The sequence below is a fragment of the Pseudomonas sp. H2_A10 genome, assembly GCF_054680085.1.
Map to the genome: position 1 here is coordinate 1,706,333 of NZ_CP162821.1, position 20,714 is coordinate 1,727,046.

17 protein-coding genes are annotated in these 20,714 nt (G+C 60.3%); 11 read left to right on the forward strand and 6 right to left on the reverse strand.

The genetic code is table 11. From position 1 onward, the window contains the following. Window positions 1–255 precede the first annotated feature (255 nt). The 3 genes from AB4O23_RS07900 to AB4O23_RS07910 are packed head-to-tail and all read left to right on the forward strand — an operon-like array spanning window position 256 to window position 2,884. On the forward strand, window positions 256–1,695 hold the full coding sequence (locus AB4O23_RS07900; RefSeq protein ID WP_460150427.1) for a cytochrome ubiquinol oxidase subunit I: 1,440 nt from the start codon (window positions 256–258) through the stop codon (window positions 1,693–1,695). A gap of 1 nt (window position 1,696) precedes the next feature. Continuing rightward, window positions 1,697–2,704 carry a cytochrome d ubiquinol oxidase subunit II gene (gene cydB, locus AB4O23_RS07905; RefSeq protein ID WP_017528877.1) on the forward strand — a complete coding sequence of 336 codons (1,008 nt, stop codon included), beginning with the start codon at window positions 1,697–1,699 and terminating at the stop codon, window positions 2,702–2,704. Between the two features lie 12 nt (window positions 2,705–2,716). Further along, a complete protein-coding gene (locus tag AB4O23_RS07910; protein WP_116079121.1) occupies window positions 2,717–2,884 on the forward strand; it encodes a DUF2474 domain-containing protein in 168 nt (55 codons plus the stop codon). Between the two features lie 66 nt (window positions 2,885–2,950). Here the strand turns inward: AB4O23_RS07910 and AB4O23_RS07915 are convergent, their stop codons facing one another. Both AB4O23_RS07915 and AB4O23_RS07920 read right to left on the reverse strand, forming a co-directional pair. Further along, entirely contained in the window at window positions 2,951–4,075 is a 1,125-nt protein-coding gene (locus AB4O23_RS07915) for a methyltransferase (RefSeq protein ID WP_460062804.1), read from the reverse strand. A 123-nt stretch (window positions 4,076–4,198) separates the two neighbouring features. After that, window positions 4,199–4,909 (reverse strand): helix-turn-helix transcriptional regulator, encoded by a 711-nt coding sequence (locus AB4O23_RS07920; protein ID WP_017528874.1) that lies wholly within the window; start codon window positions 4,907–4,909, stop codon window positions 4,199–4,201. Between the two features lie 455 nt (window positions 4,910–5,364). Between AB4O23_RS07920 and AB4O23_RS07925 the strand changes: the two genes are divergently transcribed. Next, window positions 5,365–6,141, forward strand: coding sequence for a ferredoxin--NADP reductase (locus AB4O23_RS07925; protein WP_460150429.1), 777 nt, complete (start codon window positions 5,365–5,367; stop codon window positions 6,139–6,141). Between the two features lie 48 nt (window positions 6,142–6,189). Here the strand turns inward: AB4O23_RS07925 and mscL are convergent, their stop codons facing one another. After that, on the reverse strand, window positions 6,190–6,606 hold the full coding sequence (mscL, locus tag AB4O23_RS07930; protein WP_017528872.1) for a large-conductance mechanosensitive channel protein MscL: 417 nt from the start codon (window positions 6,604–6,606) through the stop codon (window positions 6,190–6,192). A 287-nt stretch (window positions 6,607–6,893) separates the two neighbouring features. Between mscL and katB the strand changes: the two genes are divergently transcribed. The 4 genes from katB to AB4O23_RS07950 are packed head-to-tail and all read left to right on the forward strand — an operon-like array spanning window position 6,894 to window position 11,175. Further along, window positions 6,894–8,435 carry a catalase KatB gene (katB, locus tag AB4O23_RS07935; RefSeq protein ID WP_065876763.1) on the forward strand — a complete coding sequence of 514 codons (1,542 nt, stop codon included), beginning with the start codon at window positions 6,894–6,896 and terminating at the stop codon, window positions 8,433–8,435. Between the two features lie 55 nt (window positions 8,436–8,490). Further along, window positions 8,491–9,030 (forward strand): ankyrin repeat domain-containing protein, encoded by a 540-nt coding sequence (locus tag AB4O23_RS07940; RefSeq protein WP_460062809.1) that lies wholly within the window; start codon window positions 8,491–8,493, stop codon window positions 9,028–9,030. A 35-nt stretch (window positions 9,031–9,065) separates the two neighbouring features. After that, entirely contained in the window at window positions 9,066–10,433 is a 1,368-nt protein-coding gene (gene radA, locus AB4O23_RS07945) for a DNA repair protein RadA (RefSeq protein WP_017528869.1), read from the forward strand. Window positions 10,434–10,449: 16 nt separating this feature from the next. Next, entirely contained in the window at window positions 10,450–11,175 is a 726-nt protein-coding gene (locus AB4O23_RS07950; RefSeq protein WP_083221644.1) for a hypothetical protein, read from the forward strand. Between the two features lie 4 nt (window positions 11,176–11,179). Here AB4O23_RS07950 and AB4O23_RS07955 read toward each other — a convergent pair whose 3' ends face one another. Continuing rightward, window positions 11,180–11,548, reverse strand: coding sequence for a PilZ domain-containing protein (locus AB4O23_RS07955; RefSeq protein WP_065876765.1), 369 nt, complete (start codon window positions 11,546–11,548; stop codon window positions 11,180–11,182). Between the two features lie 173 nt (window positions 11,549–11,721). Between AB4O23_RS07955 and AB4O23_RS07960 the strand changes: the two genes are divergently transcribed. The 3 genes from AB4O23_RS07960 (at window position 11,722) to yjiA (ending at window position 15,116) form a co-directional block, all read left to right on the forward strand. After that, window positions 11,722–13,788, forward strand: a complete 2,067-nt coding sequence (locus tag AB4O23_RS07960; protein WP_017528866.1) for a carbon starvation CstA family protein — start codon at window positions 11,722–11,724, stop codon at window positions 13,786–13,788. A gap of 15 nt (window positions 13,789–13,803) precedes the next feature. Then, window positions 13,804–14,001: a YbdD/YjiX family protein gene (locus AB4O23_RS07965; protein ID WP_003194308.1), complete on the forward strand. Its 198-nt coding sequence runs from the start codon at window positions 13,804–13,806 to the stop codon at window positions 13,999–14,001. Window positions 14,002–14,156: 155 nt separating this feature from the next. After that, window positions 14,157–15,116, forward strand: coding sequence for a GTPase (yjiA, locus tag AB4O23_RS07970; protein WP_065876766.1), 960 nt, complete (start codon window positions 14,157–14,159; stop codon window positions 15,114–15,116). Window positions 15,117–15,194: 78 nt separating this feature from the next. Here the strand turns inward: yjiA and glyA are convergent, their stop codons facing one another. After that, window positions 15,195–16,448, reverse strand: coding sequence for a serine hydroxymethyltransferase (glyA, locus tag AB4O23_RS07975; protein ID WP_017528864.1), 1,254 nt, complete (start codon window positions 16,446–16,448; stop codon window positions 15,195–15,197). Between the two features lie 162 nt (window positions 16,449–16,610). Next, complete coding sequence (locus AB4O23_RS07980) at window positions 16,611–20,462, reverse strand: bifunctional diguanylate cyclase/phosphodiesterase (protein ID WP_065876767.1); 3,852 nt, start codon at window positions 20,460–20,462, stop codon at window positions 16,611–16,613. Window positions 20,463–20,714 lie beyond the last annotated feature (252 nt).

Genomic DNA, 20,714 nt, shown 5'->3' on the forward strand with positions numbered 1-20,714 from the left:
TGAAAGCCCCCATGAGGCAAGCTGTCACGCGGCAAAAGACCACATAACTGCACACACAAAATGGGACTACTCTTTGAGCAATGCTTGATCCAGATCAAAACCTTCAGAGGAACTGATCGGGCGGCCGCAAGGCCAGAATCCCTACGTGGCTGGTTTAAAAAAGAAACGAATTGAAATTCGCCACACTCCATATCCGTGGGGGCAGTGGGTGCAGGCTCCCGCCAGCAGCCGGTATTACCTGACAGAGGAAAACTTATGTTCGGTTTGGAGGCGCTAGATCTCGCCCGAATTCAATTTGCGTTCACCATCTCGTTTCACATCCTGTTCCCGGCGATCACTATCGACCTGGCCAGCTACCTCGCGGTGCTGGAAGGGTTGTGGCTCAAGACCCGCAACGACACCTACCGTGACCTCTACCATTTCTGGTCGAAGATATTTGCCGTCAACTTTGGCATGGGCGTGGTCTCGGGCCTGGTCATGGCCTATCAGTTCGGCACCAACTGGAGTCGCTTCTCGGACTTTGCCGGCGCTGTCACGGGGCCACTACTTACCTATGAAGTGCTGACGGCCTTCTTCCTCGAGGCCGGTTTCCTTGGCGTGATGCTGTTCGGCTGGAACAAGGTGGGGCGCAAGCTGCACTTCTTCTCCACTGTGATGGTGGCTGTCGGTACGTTGATTTCCACGTTCTGGATCCTCGCGTCCAACAGCTGGATGCAGACGCCGCAAGGTTTCGAAATCATCGACGGCCGGGTGATTCCTACCGATTGGCTGGCGGTGATCTTCAACCCGTCGTTCCCCTACCGCCTGATGCACATGGCCACGGCCGCTTTTGTGGCCACCGCGTTCTTTGTCGGTTCCTCGGCGGCCTGGCACTTGCTGCGCGGCAAGGACAACCCGGCGATCCGCAAAATGCTCTCGATGGCGATGTGGATGGCCCTGATCGTGGCGCCTATCCAGGCCGTGATCGGTGACTTCCACGGCCTCAATACCCTTGAGCACCAGCCGGCGAAAATCGCGGCGATTGAAGGTCACTGGGAAAACAAAGGCAATGAGCCCACGCCGCTGATCCTGTTCGGCTGGCCGGACATGCAGGCCGAAAAAACCAAATACGCGGTGGAAATCCCGTACCTGGGCAGCCTGATCCTGACCCACTCGCTGGACAAACAGGTGCCGGCGCTCAAGGAGTTCCCGCCTGAGGATCGCCCGAATTCGACCGTTGTGTTCTGGTCGTTCCGGGTCATGGTCGGCCTGGGCTTGCTGATGATCTTCACCGGGCTGTTCAGCTTGTGGCTGCGTCGGGGCGACAAGATGTACACGTCCAAACCGTTCCTGTACCTGGCGTTGTGGATGGGGCCGTCCGGCCTGATCGCGATTCTTGCCGGTTGGTTCACCACCGAAATCGGCCGCCAGCCGTGGGTGGTCTACGGGCTGATGCGCACAGCGGATGCGTCCTCCGGGCATAGCCTGGCGCAGATGACCATCACCCTGGTGTTGTTCGTGGTGGTGTACTTCGCGCTGTTCGGCGCCGGCTTGGGCTACATGATGCGCCTGGTGCGCAAAGGCCCGGTGATTCACGAAGGCAGCGAGTCGACCCACGGTGGCCCTGGCCAGAAACGCACACCGGCGCGTCCGTTGTCGGCTGCCGACGATGGCACCGACCAAGACCACGACCACATCCAGCACAAGGAGCATTGAGATGGGTATTGATCTTCCGCTGATCTGGGCTGTGATCATCATCTTCGGGATCATGATGTACGTGGTCATGGACGGCTTCGACCTGGGCATCGGCATCCTGTTTCCATTCGTGAAGGGCAAGACCGACCGCGACGTGATGATGAACACCGTGGCGCCCGTATGGGACGGCAACGAAACCTGGCTGGTATTGGGCGGCGCGGGGTTGTTCGGCGCGTTCCCGCTGGCCTACTCGGTGGTGTTGTCGGCGCTGTACCTGCCGTTGATCCTGATGTTGATCGGGCTGATCTTCCGGGGTGTGGCGTTCGAGTTCCGCTTCAAGGCCAAGGACCACAAGCGGCACCTGTGGGACAAGGCGTTTATCGGCGGCTCGATTGCCGCCACCTTCTTCCAGGGCGTGGCGCTGGGGGCGTTCATTGACGGCTTCCCGGTGGTCAACCGGCAGTTCGCCGGCGGCTCGCTGGACTGGTTCACACCGTTCACGATGTTCTGCGGCGTGGCGCTGATCGTGGCGTATGCCTTGCTCGGCTGCACCTGGCTGATCATGAAGACCGAAGGCAAGTTGCAAGAGCAGATGCACAACCTGGCGCGGCCGTTGGCCTTCGTGGTGTTGGCGGTGATCGGCATCGTCAGTATCTGGACCCCGTTGTCGCACCCGGAAATCGCTTCGCGCTGGTTCACCCTGCCGAACCTGTTCTGGTTCCTGCCGGTGCCGCTCCTGGTGCTGGTGACCATGTACGGGCTGGTTCGCGCCGTGGCGCGCAATGCGCACTACACGCCGTTCCTGCTGACGCTGGTGCTGATCTTCCTCGGCTACAGCGGGCTGGGCATCAGCCTGTGGCCGAACATCATTCCGCCTTCAGTGTCGATCTGGGACGCCGCCGCGCCGCCGCAAAGCCAGGGCTTCATGCTGGTGGGCACCTTGTTCATCATCCCGTTCATCCTGGGCTACACCTTCTGGAGCTACTACGTGTTCCGCGGCAAGGTCACCCATGAAGACGGTTATCACTAGGAGGGTCGTCGCATGTCCGGCAAACCTACGTTGCACGATATCGAACAGGCCGAGAAACAGCCGTTGTGGCGGCGCCTTGGGTGGCTCGCGATGATCTGGACCGGCAGTGTGCTGGCCCTGTTTATTGTCGCCAGCCTGATGCGCATGTTTATGAATGCGGCCGGCCTGACCACGCATTGACATCCCGATCCGGGCCTCGCGGCCCGGTTTTCCAACCCTGCCGTTCGCGAGATCGGCAGGGTTTTTTTATTTGCGTGCCTTGAGGATGACGAATTTCGGCGTCGCGGCCACCTGCTCGACACCCCGGAACAGGCGCGCCAGCTTGCTGTGATAACCCAGGTGACGGTTGCCGACGATATACAGCGCGCCTCCGACCACCAGCGCTTCGCGGGCTTGCTGGAACATGCGCCAGGCAAGGAAGTCACCCACTACCTGCTGCTGGTGGAACGGTGGGTTGCACAGCACCACGTCCAGGGACTGCGGTTCCTGGCCGGCCAGGCCATCGCCGGCGCGGACCGTCACCGCGCGGTCGCCCAGCGCGGCCTGCCAGTTCTCGGCGGCGGACTGCACGGCCATATACGACTCGTCCAGCAAGGTGTACTGCGCGTCAGGGTTGTACAGCGCGCTGGCAATCGCCAACACGCCGTTGCCGCAGCCCAGGTCCGCCACGCGCGCGTTGCCCAGGCCCTTGGGCAGGTGCGGCAGGAACGCGCGGGTGCCGATGTCCAGGCCTTCGCGGCAGAACACGTTGGCGTGGTTGAGCAGTTCGATGGCGGGGGTTTCCAGGGTATAGCGCGTCGGGTAGGGCGAGACCGCCGCCGGCCGATCCGCAAGGGGCGCGATCAGCAGTCGTGCTTTCTTCACGGCCAATGAAGCATGCATCGGCCCGATATAGCGCTCCAGCAATTCACCGGCCGCCCGTGGCAGATGCTTGACCATTGCCCCGGCAATCACTTCGGCGCCCGGTGCCAGTTGGCCTTGCAGGCGGATCAGTTGCTCCTCCAACAACGCCAGGGTCTTGGGCACACGGACCAGCACGCGGTCGAAAGGGCCGGTGGGGGTTTGGCTGGCAGGTACGAACGTCACGGCATCAAACGTCTTGCCGTTGCGTACCAGGTTTTTCTCCAGCCCTTGCGCGGCGAGGAATGAGTCGCCACTGGACGTCACCTGCACCCGACCTGCCAGGCTGGCGGCCAGGGCGCCGAAGCTGTCGTTGAGCACCAGCACGCGGGTTGCCGCATCAGGCTGTTGTTCGGCCAAGTGGCTGAGCAAGTACTCATCGGCGGCATCGAAGGCTTGCAGCGGATCGTTATGCTGTTCGGGCTGGCGGATCAGATCGAGCTGGGCGAAGGGGCTTTGGAGCAGGGGCATGGCGGGGGAAACTCTGGGTAATCGAACCATCCGGGGGAACGGCGGCGCGAGATTGCTAACTGCGTCATCACCCGGAACTGGTCGAGAATGTTACGTTTTTTCCGCAAGGATTACATGAGGCGTTTAAAGAAACCCGGCCTTCGCTGCCACCATGACGGCGGCAATCTTATTATTGACGCCCAGCTTTCGCATCGAACTGCAGTTGTGAAAACCGACGGTACGTTCAGACAAACACAAAATCTTGGCGATCTCGCCCGCGGTCTTGCCCAATGCCGACCAACGGAGCACTTCGATCTCACGCGGCGTCAAGTTACCGCAGGGCTTATCAGCGGGTTCGTTCGTGTATTTGTGCGCTACAACGGTGTGCATTGCGTGGCACAGCCACAGGGCATTGCCGGCTTTTTCGTAAAGCTCCTCCGGGGTGATCTCACGTTTACTTCGGCCCAGCGTCAGCATACTGAACACGCCCCTTGGCCCGTGCAGCGGTTGGGTCCACCCCAAGTGCACACCATGGGTCTTGGCCAATGCCCACAGATTAGGAGCGCCGTTGAAAGAGGTTTCGTGCCAGACGAAAGGCAGTACGGAGCGCTGGCAGTGGGCTACAACCGGGTCGTCGTCAGAGAAGGCTGCTTGTTTATAAAGGTGGTTCCACTCATCTGGATAGTTGTTTTTTTCAAACAGATTTTTTGGGTGCGTAAGTTGATGGGTACTCATCTTAAAGGAACAGAATTGGAAGCCGAGCGCGAATGTCTCGTTGATAACCATTTCAAAAACATCGGTGATCTGGTCTTCCTCTTCCTGTCTTGGGAGCCGTGTGTTGCGCCAGTTGACCATCTATAACTCTCCATGAATGTCTGTGTGACTTGGGTACGTCCTGAATCCCAACGAAGCACGGAAATGATTGTAGGATAACGGCTACTTGTTGGTGGGAAAAAAGTTTATCTCCCCGCAGTATTTAAAAAATCTGATTTTGTACAAGGTGTTTTGTTTTGTATAAGAGGGTTTAGGCATCAGTAAAAATTTTATTTAATTTAAGGCGTTGTAAGTGATGCCAAATTGATAGCTAGTTAAAGCATTTACGTCATCTGGCGGTATAGGCCGGCCCATTAATAGCGAAATGATTAGTTGATTTTAAACAAGGTTTTTGCGGTGAATTCCCGCAAAAAAATAAAGGTTTTTACAACGTATCAGCGCGTAAAAGATGCGGGGCCGCAATACCGCACAAATCACCGGTGTTAGCCGGTGCGACTTTGAGGGACACTAGGGCTCTGTGCAAAACGGAGTTCCCCATGACGGCCAGTGCTGAAAAATTCACCCGCCAGACATTGCTCGATGTGCAATCGCTGACCCCCAGCCTGTTTACCCTGCGTACCACCCGCGATCCGGGTTTTCGGTTTACCGCCGGCCAGTTCGTGCGCCTGGGTGTGACCAAGGCCGACGGCACTACGGTGTGGCGCGCCTATTCCGTGGTGTCTTCACCCTTTGATGAACATTTGGATTTCTTCTCGATTGTGGTTCCAGGAGGCGAGTTCACCAGTGAGCTGAGTCGCCTGCGGGTAGGCGACACGCTGATGGTGGAACGCCAGGCCACGGGCTTCCTGACCCTGAACCGCTTCGTGGACGGCCGCGACTTGTGGCTGCTGGGCACCGGCACCGGGGTAGCGCCATTTCTTTCGATCCTGCAGGACTTCGAGGCCTGGGAAAAATTCGAGCGCATCATTCTGGTGTACAGCGCCCGGGAAGCCAAAGAGCTGGCCTATCAATCGTTGATCAACGAGCTGGGGCAGCGTGAGTACCTGACCGAGTACGCACATAAGTTGACCTACATACCGATTGTCACCCGTGAACAGCATCCGGGCGCGCTGAATGGGCGCATTACCGCGTTGATTGAAAATGGCGAACTGGAACGCGCAGCCGGCGTTGAACTGACCCCTGAGCATTCCCGCGTGCTGATTTGCGGTAACCCGCAAATGGTCGATGACACCCGCCAGTTGCTCAAACAACGTGACCTGCAACTGAGCCTGAGCCGCCGCCCAGGGCAAGTGGCGGTGGAAAACTACTGGTAATAAAAAAGGCGCCTGCAAACAGGCGCCTTTTTTGCTAGCTCAGGCGGATTAAAGCGGTTTGTCGTTCTGTGCCTTGAGCAGGTCGCGAATCTCGCCCAGCAGCACCTCTTCCTTGCTCGGCGTCGGCGGCAGGCTTGGCGCCACGGCTTCTTCGCGCTTGAGGCGGTTGATGGCCTTCACGCCCATAAAGATCGCAAACGCGACAATCACGAAGTCGATCACGCTCTGGATAAACTTGCCGTACGCCAGCACCACGGCGGGCGCATCGCCCTGGGCCGCTTTGAGCGTCACCGCCAGGTCACCGAAATCCACGCCGCCGATCAACAGGCCAATCGGGGGCATCACCACGTCGCCTACGAACGAGGAAACAATTTTGCCGAAGGCGGCGCCGATGATGATACCGACGGCCATGTCGACCACATTACCTTTGACCGCGAAGGCCTTGAACTCACTGATCACGCCCATAGGTTATTCCTTGTTACAGATGAGAAGGGTGGAGCCCAGTGTAAGTCAGACGTAGCAGGCTTGCCCGACACAACTGTTAACACTGTTAGTTTTTATCGACACATTAAATCGCAAATAGTTTGCAAAGTGCCATCAATCGCGCGCGGAATACCCGTCATTTCAGTGGGTTACTACACTATTTTCTCAATCGCCCTGGTGGGCTATTTCTATTTATCTTCTGACTCGCGGGTCACTAGCCTCTGGCAAGCACAACTGAATGTGCATTAAAAAAACCAGAGGAAACCTCGATGAACAAGTCAATGAGCCGCGGGCCGTTGCTGGCGCGTCACGTAGTGGCGCTGGCGACCGCCAGCCTGCTTTCCCTGTCGGTGCAGGCCGCCAACCTGACCCGCGATAACGGCGCCGCGGTAGGCGACAACCAGAACTCGCAAACCGCCGGCGCCAACGGCCCGGTGCTGCTGCAAGACGTGCAGTTGATCCAGAAACTGCAGCGCTTTGACCGCGAGCGTATCCCGGAGCGCGTGGTGCACGCACGTGGCACCGGTGCCCACGGTACCTTCACCGTCACCGATAACCTCAGCGACCTGACCAAGGCCAAAGTCTTTGCCGCCGGCGAAGCGACCCCGGTATTCGTGCGCTTCTCGGCCGTGGTGCATGGCAACCACTCGCCGGAAACACTGCGTGATCCACGCGGCTTCGCCACCAAGTTCTACACCGCCGAGGGTAATTGGGACTTAGTGGGTAATAACTTCCCGACGTTCTTTATCCGCGACGCCATCAAGTTCCCGGACATGGTCCACGCCTTTAAACCGGACCCCCGCACTAACCTGGATGACGACTCCCGCCGTTTTGACTTCTTCTCCCATGTTCCCGAGTCCACGCGTACGCTCACCGAGTTGTATTCCGATGCCGGCACGCCTGCCAGTTATCGGGAAATGGACGGCAACGGCGTACATGCCTACAAGTTGATTAACGCCAAGGGCGAAGTGCACTACGTCAAGTTCCATTGGAAGAGCCTGCAGGGCATCAAGAACCTTGACCCAAAACAAGTCACCGAGGTACAGGGCCGTGACTACAGCCATATGACTAACGACTTGGTCACGCACATCAACAAGGGCGACTTCCCCAAGTGGGATCTGTATGTGCAAGTGCTCAAACCTGAAGACTTGGCCAAGTTCGACTTCGACCCGCTGGACGCGACCAAGATCTGGCCGAATGTGCCCGAGCGCAAAGTCGGGCAAATGGTGCTGAACCGCAACCCGGCGAATGTGTTCCAGGAAACCGAGCAAGTAGCCATGGCCCCCGCCAACCTGGTGCCGGGTATCGAGCCGTCGGAAGACCGCCTGCTGCAAGGCCGGGTGTTCTCCTACGCCGACACGCAGATGTACCGCCTGGGTGCCAATGCGTTGCAATTGCCGATCAACGCCCCACGGGCCACCGTCAACAATGGTAACCAGGATGGCGCGATGAACGTCGGCAAAACCACCACGGGTGTGAATTACCAGCCAAGCCGCCTGATGCCGCGCGAAGAGCCGCAAGCCGCGCGATACAGCCAGTCGGCGCTGGTGGGCAGTACCCAGCAGGCGAAGATCCAGCGCGAGCAGAACTTCAAGCAGGCCGGTGACCTGTACCGCTCCTACAACCAGAAGGAGCGCCAGGACTTGATCGACAACTTCGGCGGCTCCCTGGCCACCACCGATGACGAGAGCAAGCACATCATCCTGTCGTTCCTCTACAAGGCAGACCCGGAGTACGGCACGGGCGTGACCAAGGTTGCCAAGGGTGACCTGGCGCGCGTGAAGGCGCTGGCTGAAAAACTGACGGACTGACCCGTTGGTTCCGGTCGACGCCCAAGGGGGCGTCGACCTCTGACAGGAGAACCCTATGCGTATTTCTATCGGTTTATTGATGGCCATGCTGGCCCTTGTCGCCCATGCCGAGCCACCCGAGCCAGCGGCACTCAAGGCACAGCTGCAGGATTATTACTTCGACGCCGCCCGCCGTGGCGACGTCGACATGCTCAATACCTTTATCGAGGCCGGCTACAGCCTCAACGTCCAGGACGACAAGGGTTATACCGCCCTGATCCTCGCCGCGTACCACGGTGAAGGCGCCTATGTGGACCGCCTGCTCGCCGCCGGCGCCGATGCCTGCGTGCAGGACAATCGCGGCAATACGGCGTTGATGGGCGCAATCTTCAAGGGCGAGCTGAAAATCGCCCGGCGCCTGCTGGCCACTGACTGCAACCCCGACCAACGCAACGGTGCCGGGCAGACGGCAGCCATGTACGCCGGCTTGTTCAAGCGCGTGGAGTTGCTCGACGCCTTGAAAGCCAAGGGCGCTGACCTGAATGCCGAAGACCCGGTCGGCAACAGTGCTTCACGATTGGCCGGCGGTGAAATCCGGACCCCGGCGTCGCGCTGAGCTATCATCGCGGTTTTTCGGTTGGAGGTTCTCAAATGGCAAAGGCCAAGCGCATGTACGGCTGCACCGAGTGCGGCGCGACCTTTCCCAAGTGGGCCGGCCAGTGCGGCGAGTGTGGGGCCTGGAACACGCTCACCGAAACCATGATCGAGAGCGGCGGCGCGGCAGCCCCTACCGGCCGTGCCGGCTGGACCGGGCAACAGGCGCAGATCAAGACCCTGGCCGAAGTCAGCGTCGAAGAGATCCCAAGGTTTTCCACCGCCTCCGGCGAGCTGGACCGGGTGTTGGGCGGCGGCCTGGTGGACGGTTCGGTGGTACTGATCGGCGGCGACCCCGGTATCGGCAAATCCACCATCCTGCTGCAAACCCTGTGCAGCATCGCCAGCCGCATGCCGGCGCTGTACGTCACCGGCGAAGAGTCCCAGCAGCAAGTGGCCATGCGCGCGCGCCGCCTGGGCTTGCCCCAGGATCAACTGCGGGTCATGACCGAAACCTGCATCGAAAGCATCATCGCCACGGCCCGCATCGAAAAACCCAAGGTCATGGTGATCGACTCGATCCAGACGATTTTCACCGAGCAACTGCAATCGGCGCCCGGCGGCGTGTCCCAGGTGCGCGAGAGTGCGGCGCTGCTGGTGCGTTATGCCAAGCAGAGCGGCACGGCGATCTTCCTCGTCGGCCATGTGACCAAGGAAGGCGCGTTGGCCGGGCCACGGGTGTTGGAGCATATGGTCGATACCGTGCTGTATTTCGAAGGCGAATCCGACGGCCGCTTGCGCTTGCTGCGGGCGGTGAAGAACCGCTTCGGCGCCGTGAACGAGTTGGGCGTATTCGCCATGACCGACCGGGGGCTGAAAGAAGTCTCCAACCCGTCGGCGATTTTTCTGACCCGTGCCCAGGAAGAAGTCCCGGGGAGCGTGGTGATGGCAACGTGGGAAGGTACCCGGCCGATGCTGGTGGAAGTGCAGGCGCTGGTGGATGACAGTCACCTGGCCAACCCTCGCCGGGTAACGCTTGGCCTGGATCAGAACCGACTGGCAATGTTGCTGGCGGTATTGCACCGGCACGGCGGCATTCCTACCCACGACCAGGATGTATTCCTCAACGTGGTGGGCGGGGTCAAAGTGCTGGAAACCGCTTCCGACCTGGCCTTGATGGCAGCGGTGATGTCCAGCCTGCGTAACCGGCCGTTGCCCCACGACTTGCTGGTGTTTGGCGAGGTTGGCCTGTCCGGCGAAGTACGCCCGGTACCCAGCGGCCAGGAACGCCTCAAGGAGGCCGCCAAGCACGGCTTCAAGCGCGCCATCGTGCCCAAGGGCAATGCGCCGAAGGAGGCGCCGGCGGGCTTGCAGATTATTGCGGTAACACGCCTGGAGCAGGCATTGGATGCACTTTTCGAATGAATCAGGAAGGCACGCTATGCAACGTTTGAACTACCGGGCAATCGCTGCCCTGTGTGTCGCCCTGGCCGTATCGCCGGCCATGGCGTGGGCGGCTGAACTGCCCGCGGGTTATCGCCTGGCGCAAAAACTGTCGATGGAAGATGGCAGCGCGTTGCAAGTGCTGGAAGACCAGCGCATCAGCGCGCAGATGCATAAAGACAGCTGGGGCAGCGGGCTGGATGCGGACTCGTTCGACGACACCGCCGATCTGCTGGAGAACCCGCTGCTTGAGGCGCAAGTACGCCTGGTATCGCCTGCCGGTGATGTGATCGCACACCAGAACCTGGGCTATCCGTTGGCCAAGGTCAAGAAAGCGCCGCTTAAAGGGCAGCCTGAACCTGTGTATTTTCTGACCATCGACCAGACCGCGCCGATGGGCAGTTACAGCGGGCCTGCCACCCAATTGCTGCTGCCGGCCAAACAGCAACTCAAACCGGTGAATTACACCGGCGCCGACGGCAAGGTCGAGCCCTTGACCCTGGCGCGAACCGGCAAGGCCGAGTGGAAGGTCGTGAGCGCCAGCGGCGGCGCGGATGAACTGTTGCAGGTGTCGTCCTTCATGGACGGCGAGGGCGAGGACGATTTTGCCACCCGATACGAGACCTATCGTTTTGTCGATGGGCAATGGCGGGGCGTGTCCAGCCAGAAAAAAGGCTATTGGGACACGGAAAGCGAGTTTCCCGCGCGTAAGGCGTTTCCCTGAGCCATCACACGTGCAGCAACGCGCCGAGTTCCCGCTCTAGCTCTTGCTGATCACCCAGGTTCAACTCGACCAGCCGCCGCAGGTGGCCGATCGAGTCCAGATCGATTTCCTTGCACTCAAAGCCTAATTGGCCGTGGTCGTCGTGGGTCAGTTTTACCCGCATCTTTATATGCGCCTTCGGGTCCAGGCGGATGTCGACTTCGAAGGGGAGTGCGTTATTGCCTTTCCAGGACTCGGGCCGTTTTATCGCCAAGCCTTTCAGCGACAGATCCAGCAATTTAACCGGCCATTCCTGGCCGTTTTGTCGAACTTCGGTCTTGGCGTCAATCGCAATCCGGCGGAAACAGCGGCGGTCGGACGGGTGATCGGTCATGGTGAAACCCTCGATGGATAGAAGCAGTGTAGCCCTGCGCCATCACTTAGCCTTTATTTCGGCTTTTTTTGCCGTTGCAAGGCTCTAGACCAACGTAGGGGGGTGGCCTTTAAAGCCAACAGCGCTAAACTCCGGATGCTGTCCTTTCTGTCCACCCTGGCTGGAATATAAAAATGAAAAATAATAATAGCCTGCTACGCCACCTACCCTGGCTGGTGCTGGCAATCGTAGGAGCGTGCGCCCTTGGCGTAGTGGCATTGCGCCGCGGCGAGGCGATCAACGCCTTGTGGATTGTGGTTGCCGCAGTGGCCATCTACCTGGTTGCTTATCGCTACTACAGCCTGTTCATCGCGAATAACGTGATGCAACTCGACCCACGGCGGGCCACCCCCGCAGTGATCAATAACGACGGTCTGGACTATGTGCCGACCAACAAACACATTCTGTTCGGTCACCACTTTGCGGCGATTGCCGGCGCAGGCCCGTTGGTCGGCCCGGTACTGGCGGCGCAAATGGGCTACCTGCCCGGCACGCTCTGGCTGATCGCCGGCGTGGTGCTGGCCGGTGCGGTGCAGGACTTCATGATCCTGTTCCTGTCCACCCGTCGCAACGGCCGTTCCCTGGGGGACATGGTTCGCGAAGAGATGGGCCGCATTCCGGGCACCATCGCGCTGTTTGGCTGCTTCCTGATCATGATCATCATCCTCGCGGTGCTGGCGCTGATCGTGGTCAAGGCCCTGGCCGAGAGTCCATGGGGCATTTTCACGGTGATGGCGACCATCCCGATCGCGATGTTCATGGGCATTTACATGCGCTACATCCGCCCGGGCCGCATCGGTGAAATTTCGGTCATCGGCGTGGCGTTGCTGCTGGGTTCGATCTGGCTGGGCGGGCAGATTGCCGCTGACCCGGTCTGGGCCAAGGCGTTCAGCTTCACCGGGATCCAGATCACCTGGATGCTGATCGGCTACGGTTTCGTCGCGGCAGTGCTGCCGGTCTGGCTGATTCTGGCACCGCGTGACTACCTCTCCACGTTCCTGAAAATCGGCACCATCATTGCCCTGGCAATCGGCATCCTGGTGACCATGCCCGACCTGAAAATGCCGGCGCTGACCCAGTTCATCGATGGCACTGGCCCGGTGTGGAAGGGCGGCCTGTTCCCATTCCTGTTCATCACCATCGCCTGCGGCGCGGTCTCGGGCTTCCACGCGCTGATCTCCTCGGGCACCACGCCCAAGTTGCTGGCCAGTGAAAGCCATGCCCGCTATATCGGTTATGGCGGCATGTTGATGGAGTCGTTCGTCGCCATCATGGCGATGGTTGCCGCGTCGGTGATCGAGCCTGGCGTGTACTTCGCCATGAACAGCCCTGCGGCGATTGTCGGGACCGACGTGGTGACCGTGGCGCAGACCGTCAGCAACTGGGGCTTTGCAATTACCCCTGAGGCGTTGTCGGCCGTGGCCCATGACATCGGTGAAACCACCATCCTGGCACGTGCCGGCGGTGCGCCGACATTGGCCGTGGGTATCGCGCAGATCCTGCACAGTGTGCTGCCGGGTGAAAACACCATGGCGTTCTGGTACCACTTTGCGATCCTGTTCGAAGCGCTGTTCATCCTGACCGCCGTTGACGCCGGCACCCGTGCCGGTCGCTTCATGTTGCAGGACCTGCTGGGTTCCTTCGTGCCGGCGCTCAAGCGCACCGAATCCTGGACCGCCAACCTGATCGCAACGGCCGGTTGCGTGGCGATGTGGGGCTACCTGCTGTACCAAGGCGTGATCGACCCACTGGGCGGCATCAACACCTTGTGGCCGCTGTTCGGTATCTCCAACCAGATGCTGGCGGGTATCGCGCTGATGCTGGCGACCGTTGTGCTGATCAAAATGAAGCGCCAACGCTACATCTGGGTGACCATGCTGCCGGCGGTCTGGCTGCTGATCTGCACCACCACGGCGGGCTTCATCAAGCTGTTCGACGCTAACCCGGCGATCGGCTTCCTGTCGCTGGCCAAGAAGTACAGCGATGCCCTGGCAGGCGGCCAGATCCTGGCGCCGGCCAAGAGCATCGACCAGATGCAGCACGTGATCTGGAACGCCTACACCAACGCAACGCTGACGGCGCTGTTCCTGTTCGTGGTATTCAGCATCCTGTTCTATGCGCTCAAGGTCGGTGTCGCCGCCTGGGGCAACAAAGAACGCACGGATAAAGAAGCCCCGTTCCAGGCCGTACCGGACGCTTGATCGAGGATTGCAGCCATGTTCAATGACATCAGTCGCCTCGGTAAATACCTCGGTCAGGCCGCGCGCCTGATGGTCGGCATGCCCGACTACGACACTTACGTCGAGCATATGCAAACCAAACACCCGGACAAACCGGTGATGGACTACAAGGCGTTCTTCCGGGAACGCCAGGAAGCCCGTTACGGTGGCAAGGGTGGGCCCAAGTGCTGCTGACCCGATAGTTCGGGCCAGTGGTGATCTATTGTGGGAGGGGGCTTGCTCCCGATAGCGGTGTGTCAGTGACAGATAACTGCCTGACACACTGCTATCGGGAGCAGGCCCTCTCCCACATTTGTTTTGTGTTTCTTCAGTCATAAGGAGAACTGTCTTTGTCCTCTCCCATCCCCGTCACCGTCCTCAGTGGCTTCCTCGGCGCCGGCAAGACCACCTTGCTGCGCCACCTGCTCAAAGCCGAGCACGGCCTTAAAATCGCCGTGATCGAAAACGAATTCAGCGACGCCGGCATCGACACCCAACTGTTGGGCGCAGAACCGGTGCAAGTCATGACCCTGTCCAACGGTTGCGTGTGCTGCACCATCCACACCGACCTGACCAAAGCCCTTTACCTGCTGCTGGAGCGCCTGGACAGCGGTGAAATTGCCTTCGACCGCCTGGTCATCGAATGCACCGGCCTGGCTGACCCCGCTCCCGTGGCCCAGACCTTTTTCATCGATGAAGACCTGCGCGAGCGTTACATCCTCGACGGCATCATCACCCTGGTCGATGCGGCCCACGCCGAGCATCACCTGACCCAAACCATCGCCCAGGCGCAGATCGGTTTCGCCGACCGCCTGCTGGTCAGCAAACGTGATCTGGTAGACGACGCGACCTTCGACGCCCTCAGCGAACGCCTGACGCGTATCAACCGTCGCGCGCCGATCCGTGTGGTAAACCACGGCAACATCGACCTCGCCGAGTTGCTCGATGTGCGCGGCTTCAACCTCAACGCCGGCATGAGCCTGCGCCCGGTGAGCAAGGCGCCGTCCATCGACCGTATCTCCAGCCTGGTGCTGCGCACCAACCAACCGCTGGATATCGACCGCCTCAGTGAATTCATGAACGAGTTGTTGGAAGGCCACGGCAAGCAACTGCTGCGCTACAAGGGCGTGCTGAACATTGCCGGGGAGGATCGGCGCATGGTGTTCCAGGGGGTGTTGAAGCTCTATGGCTTCGACTGGGATACCGAATGGGCCGAAGGCGAGACGCGGGAAAGTGTGATTGTGTTTATTGCCGATGAATTACCGGAAGACAAGATTCGCCAAGGCTTTGCCAAGGTCTACCAGTCCTGATTTGGGGATTGCATTTCAAACGGGCATAAATAAAAAAGCCCGGCTCAAGAGCCGGGCTTCTTATTCAGGCAGCTACTATCAAGCGCCGTACACCGGCAGCTTTTTGCAAATGGCCTTGACCTTCTCACGGACCGCGTCGATCACGGCTTCGTTGTTCAGGTCTGCCAGGATGTCGCAGATCCAGCCGGCCAGTTCCTTGCACTCTGCTTCCTTGAAGCCACGAGTGGTCACGGCCGGGGTGCCGAAGCGCAGGCCCGAGGTGACGAACGGCGAGCGTGGGTCGTTTGGCACGGAGTTCTTGTTCACGGTGATGAAGGCTTTGCCCAGGGCAGCGTCCGCATCTTTACCGGAAATGTCCTGCTTGATCAGCGACAGCAGGAACAGGTGGTTCTCGGTACCGCCGGACACGACATCAAAGCCGCGCTCGATAAACACGCCGGCCATGGCCTTGGCGTTCTTCACCACTTGTTGCTGGTAGGTCTTGAACTCAGGCTGCAGGGCTTCCTTGAAGCAGATCGCTTTAGCGGCGATCACGTGCTCCAGCGGGCCACCCTGGGCGCCAGGGAATACGGCGGAGTTCAGCTTCTTCTCGATCTCGGCGTTGGCGCGCGCCAGGATCAGGCCGCCACGTGGACCGCGCAGGGTCTTGTGCGTGGTGGTGGTGACCACGTCAGCGAAAGGCACCGGGTTCGGGTAGACGCCAGCGGCGACCAGACCGGCCACGTGGGCCATGTCGACGAACAGGTAGGCGCCGACTTTGTCGGCGATTGCGCGAAAGCGCGGGAAATCCAGGATCTGCGAGTAGGCCGAGAAACCGGCCACGATCATTTTTGGCTTGTGCTCGACCGCCAGGCGCTCGACTTCGTCGTAGTCGATCAGGCCGTTGGCATCGATACCGTATTGAACGGCGTTGTACAGCTTGCCGGAGGATGAAACGCTGGCGCCGTGGGTCAGGTGACCGCCGTGGGCCAGGCTCATGCCCAGGATGGTGTCGCCGCCTTGCAGCAGGGCCAGGTACACCGCGCTGTTGGCTTGGGAGCCGGCGTGCGGCTGGACGTTGGCATAATCGGCGCCGAACAGCTCTTTTGCACGGTCGATGGCCAACTGCTCAACCACGTCGACGTACTCGCAACCGCCGTAGTAGCGCTTGCCTGGGTAGCCTTCGGCGTACTTGTTGGTCAGAACCGAACCTTGAGCCTCCATGACCGCAGGGCTGGTGTAGTTTTCCGAAGCGATCAGCTCGATGTGCTCTTCCTGGCGCACGGCTTCTTGCTCCATGGCGGCGAAGAGATCGGCGTCGTACTTGGCAATGGTCAAATCACGGCTGAACATGGCGGTCCTCAAGGATCGGGGGCAGAAAAGGAGGGCATTCTAACCCAATGGGTTTTAGATGGCATATGAAAGGACATCATGTCGCGGACAAGTGGGGCTCATCTGGGGGTGGGCGGTGACTGTGCCGGCCTCATCGGGAGCAAGCCCCACCACAGCAGCATGTCAGTCGAACATGAACAGCGCGTCATTGCTGAACTGCGCCTCGAACCGATTCGCCGGCATCGGTCGCCCAAACAGGTAGCCCTGTACTTCATCGCAGCCATGCTCGCGCAGGAAGTCCAGTTGTTCATGGGTTTCCACACCCTCGGCGATCACCGCCAGGTTCAGGCTGTGGGCCATGGCGATAATCGCGCGGGCGATCTGCGCGTCCTGCTCGCCGGACGGCAGGCCGTCGACGAAGGTACGGTCGATCTTCAAGACGTCGATAGGGAACTGCTTGAGGTAGTTGAGCGAGGAATAACCGGTGCCGAAGTCGTCCACCGCGATGCTCAGGCCCAGGTTTTTCAGGCTGTCGAGGATGTGCATGGCTTCGTTGACTTCGCGCATCAGGATGCTTTCGGTCAGCTCCAGTTCCAGGCACGCCGGCGGCAGGCCGGTGTCTTTGAGGATAGTGGCGATGCGCGTGCCCAGTTGCCCGTCGGAGAACTGCCGCGCCGAGATGTTCACCGACACTTTCGGCACGCGGACCTTGTTCTGATGCCAGGTCTTGAGCTGGCGACAGGCTTCGCTGATCACCCAGTCGCCGACATCCACGACCAGGCCCAATTCTTCCAGCACCGGGATAAAGTCCCCCGGCGGCACCAGCCCGCGCCGTGGATGGCGCCAGCGCAGCAAAGCCTCGGCGCCGGTGAGGCGTTTGCCGTCGCCGCTGAACTGCGGTTGGTAATAAAGCACGAATTCGTTCTGGTCCAGGGCGTGGCGCAGGTCGCTTTCCAGCTCCAGGCGTTCCAGGGCGCTGGCGTTCATGTCGGCCTGGTAGAACTGGAAGTTGTTCTTGCCGCGCTCCTTGGCGTGATACATCGCGGTGTCGGCGTTTTTCATCAGTTGGCTCAGCTCGTTGCCGTCCTGGGGGCTGAGGGCGATGCCGATACTGGCGGTCACGAAGAATTCGCGGCCTTCGAGCACGAAGGGTTTTACCAGGCTGGCGAGGATCTGCTCGGCCACGTGAATCGCACGGTTCAGCGCCATCTCGCGGCTCAGGCGCGGTTGCAGCAGCAAGGTAAACTCGTCACCCCCCATGCGCGCCACCGTATCGTCTTCGGCCACGCAGCCGAGCAGGCGGGTGGCCATTTCCTTGAGCATGCGGTCGCCGGCGGCGTGGCCCAGGGAGTCGTTGATCGGCTTGAAACGGTCGAGGTCGAGGAACATCAGCACCACCCACGACTTCTGCCGCTCCGCCGACTGCAACGCGGTGTGCAGGCGGTCCTGGAACAGTGTGCGGTTGGGCAGGTGGGTCAGGGCGTCGTAATACGCCAGGCGGTGGATGCGTTGTTCGCTGGCCTTGCGCTCGCTGATATCACTGAAAAAGCACACGTAGCTGGCCAAATCGCCTTCATCGTCGAACACGGCGGTAATGCCGACCCAGGCAGGGTAGTGCTCGCCATTGCGGCGCTTGAGCCACACTTCGCCTTCCCAGGTGCTGTGCTGGTGCAGTTGTTTGAGCACGTAGCGCAAGTGCGCTTCCTGTTGCTCGTCAACGGTGAGCATGTTCGGCAATTGGTCGAGTACGTCACTCACCTCATAGCCGCTGACCCGGCTGAACGCCTCGTTGGCCTGCACGATATAGCCCGCCGGGTCGGTGATCAGGATCGCCGACGTGGAGTGCTCGAATACCGTGGCCGCCATGCGCAGGTCTTTTTCGGCCCGGCGTTGCTGGCTGATGTCGCGGCCTACCCCCAGGATGCCCTCGAAGGCGCCGTGTTCATCCCACACCAGCACCAGGCGCAACTCGATCGGTACTTTACGACCGTCGGCGCGCAAGCAATCGAACAGGAACAGTTGGGTCTGCACGTCATCGCGCAGCTTGTTCAGCGCCTCGATATCGCCCAGCGCACGGCTGACTTGCTCCACCAGGCTATAAATGCCGGCCAGTTGCTTTGGGTTGGCGATGATCGACTGCCAGCCGTTCTTGAACACCCAGTCCACGTCATACCCCAGCACGGCATTCACCGACGGGCTGATGTAGTTGAGCGCCAACTGGCTGTCGGTGGAGCAGATCACGTCGCTGATGCTTTCGGCCAGCATGCGGTAACGCTGTTCACTGTCGCGCAGGGATTCGCTGGCTTCGATCTGGTCGGTGATGTCCTTGGCCACGCCGATGATGCGCGTGACTTGGGTGGTCGTGTCCCGCGCCAGGGCCTGTTCGCGAATATCGAAGCGTCGCCATTGATTGTTGCGATGGCGAAAGCGCAACTGGCATTGCAGTTGGGCGCTATAGCCGGCCTGGCGCTGTTGCAGGCGCAAATCGTGGTAGTGCTCGGCATCTTCGGGGTGCAGTAGGATTTCCCAGAAGTACTCGCCCATTTGCTGCAGTTCGGCCTTTGTGTAGCCGAGGGTGTGCCCGAGGTGGTGGTTGCTGAAAATCATGCGCTGGCTGATCACATCCTGTACGTACAGGTGGTCGGGCACTGTGCGTACGACGTCCGACCAGAAACCTTCACGCTCGACCAGCGACAGTTCGATCAGCTTGCGGCTGGTGATATCGCTGATGCTGAGGATCACCGCATTGAAGTCGTCTTGCTGCTCCGGCAGGCGCATGACCAGCCACAGGTATTGCTCGTTGCCGGCGATGTCCTTGCACTGGATTTCCAGCTCCAGCTGGTTCTGGTGAGTGCGCACCGCTTCGAGTATCTGATGGCCGATGGACGTGGCATTGTCCGGGCAATCATTGATAAGCCGTTCCCAGGCGTCTTCGCAGGACGACACGTTCAGCAGGCGCACCGCCACCTGGTTGACCTCGGTGATGCGCAATTCCTTGAGCAATTGCTTATGCCCATCGGGATGGTCCTGCAACCACAGACGCAGTTGCTCACGGGTCTGCATGTACGGCTTGTCAAAAAAGCTGTTCAGGCCCGAGAGGTCAAGTACACAGAGGGCGACGCCGGTGCCTTCGAAAATATCCTGGTAGCGCCGGCGGCCTTCGTGCACTTGGCGTTGGCGGCGGCGCATGTTCAGCAGCACGATCACCGGGATCAGCGAAAAAGCCAGGCCTAGCAGGCACTTGCCGATAAACGCCGGCAACAGTTGCTCCAGCACGGCCGTACGGTCGAACATCCCGCGCAGTTGCCAGTCGCTTTTGCTTAACGGGGTGACCAGCACGCTTTTATTCAGGTCGTCCGGGGTCAGGGCCCCGTCCCATTGCATCGGCATGCCGCTGTCACGGCTGACTACGCGGTGGTTCAGGCGGTTCTCGATGGCCCACATCGGCCGCTGGCCCTGACTGTCCTGGCGGGTCAGGTTGGCCAGGTAGGCGGGTGCCAGGCGCAGCGCCCAGTACACCCGCGAGCCGCCGCTGGGCTGGTGCAGGAGCAGATAAATGAGGGTGCCGTCGTCGTTGTTGCTCAGGTAATAGGACTGGCCGTGGCTGCGTTGAACCAAGTTTTCGAGCCAGGCGCCGTCCTGGCTGTCGGTGGCGCTGTCGCTGATGATCGCGCCGCTGGGGGCGAGCAGGGCGATACTGCGCAGCTCCGGCAGCGAGCGCTGCAAGGTGCGCATCAAGGCTTGTTGCTGTTCGTTGTCGCGCGGCGGTTCGAGCATCGGGAGCAGGTTGAGGGCGATTTTTGCGCTCAGGGCCATATTCAGGCTGATCTGCTCCGCCAGGTCGGCGCTGTAGTCGATGGTGTATTGCTGCTGGTTTTTCTGGTTTTGCTGCAGTTGATCCAGCAGTTGCCAGAACAATAACGCGAGCAGCATGAGGACGAGCGTCGCCAACGCGCCTTTGAGGGTGCCGTGCAGGGGCGCTCCCGGCGCTATATGAGCGGCGCGCAGAGGAGTGGGCGGCGTGACTTTGGACAAGCTGTGATCCTGCGGTTTGGCTGGATTGGCGCGCGACGTGCACTATAAGCCGGACGCCCAAAGGGCGGCTAGCATGCCTTGAGTTGTGGCAAAGTGCCAGTCCCGCTCGGCTGGACTGACCAAGCGCATTCAGGTAGCTTTGCCGGTTACGCGGGGCGTTCCAGCCCCAAACATTCAGGCCTTTTCCGCTCGCTGGCATTGATGATAGTCAAAGGCCCGCGCGGCGCATGGTCTGGCACGGGCTTCGCCCGC

Excerpts from the sequence above, each read along its gene's own strand:
- AB4O23_RS07955 (WP_065876765.1), bottom strand. The coding sequence starts at position 11,548 with ATGACCGATCACCCGTCCGACCGCCGCTGTTTCCGCCGGATTGCGATT.
- AB4O23_RS07950 (WP_083221644.1), top strand. The coding sequence starts at position 10,450 with ATGCAACGTTTGAACTACCGGGCAATCGCTGCCCTGTGTGTCGCCCTG.
- AB4O23_RS07910 (WP_116079121.1), top strand. The coding sequence starts at position 2,717 with ATGTCCGGCAAACCTACGTTGCACGATATCGAACAGGCCGAGAAACAG.
- radA (WP_017528869.1), top strand. The coding sequence starts at position 9,066 with ATGGCAAAGGCCAAGCGCATGTACGGCTGCACCGAGTGCGGCGCGACC.
- AB4O23_RS07965 (WP_003194308.1), top strand. The coding sequence starts at position 13,804 with ATGTTCAATGACATCAGTCGCCTCGGTAAATACCTCGGTCAGGCCGCG.
- katB (WP_065876763.1), top strand. The coding sequence starts at position 6,894 with ATGAACAAGTCAATGAGCCGCGGGCCGTTGCTGGCGCGTCACGTAGTG.
- AB4O23_RS07925 (WP_460150429.1), top strand. The coding sequence starts at position 5,365 with ATGACGGCCAGTGCTGAAAAATTCACCCGCCAGACATTGCTCGATGTG.
- cydB (WP_017528877.1), top strand. The coding sequence starts at position 1,697 with ATGGGTATTGATCTTCCGCTGATCTGGGCTGTGATCATCATCTTCGGG.
- glyA (WP_017528864.1), bottom strand. The coding sequence starts at position 16,448 with ATGTTCAGCCGTGATTTGACCATTGCCAAGTACGACGCCGATCTCTTC.
- AB4O23_RS07940 (WP_460062809.1), top strand. The coding sequence starts at position 8,491 with ATGCGTATTTCTATCGGTTTATTGATGGCCATGCTGGCCCTTGTCGCC.
- AB4O23_RS07900 (WP_460150427.1), top strand. The coding sequence starts at position 256 with ATGTTCGGTTTGGAGGCGCTAGATCTCGCCCGAATTCAATTTGCGTTC.
- AB4O23_RS07960 (WP_017528866.1), top strand. The coding sequence starts at position 11,722 with ATGAAAAATAATAATAGCCTGCTACGCCACCTACCCTGGCTGGTGCTG.
- AB4O23_RS07915 (WP_460062804.1), bottom strand. The coding sequence starts at position 4,075 with ATGCCCCTGCTCCAAAGCCCCTTCGCCCAGCTCGATCTGATCCGCCAG.
- AB4O23_RS07920 (WP_017528874.1), bottom strand. The coding sequence starts at position 4,909 with ATGGTCAACTGGCGCAACACACGGCTCCCAAGACAGGAAGAGGAAGAC.
- mscL (WP_017528872.1), bottom strand. The coding sequence starts at position 6,606 with ATGGGCGTGATCAGTGAGTTCAAGGCCTTCGCGGTCAAAGGTAATGTG.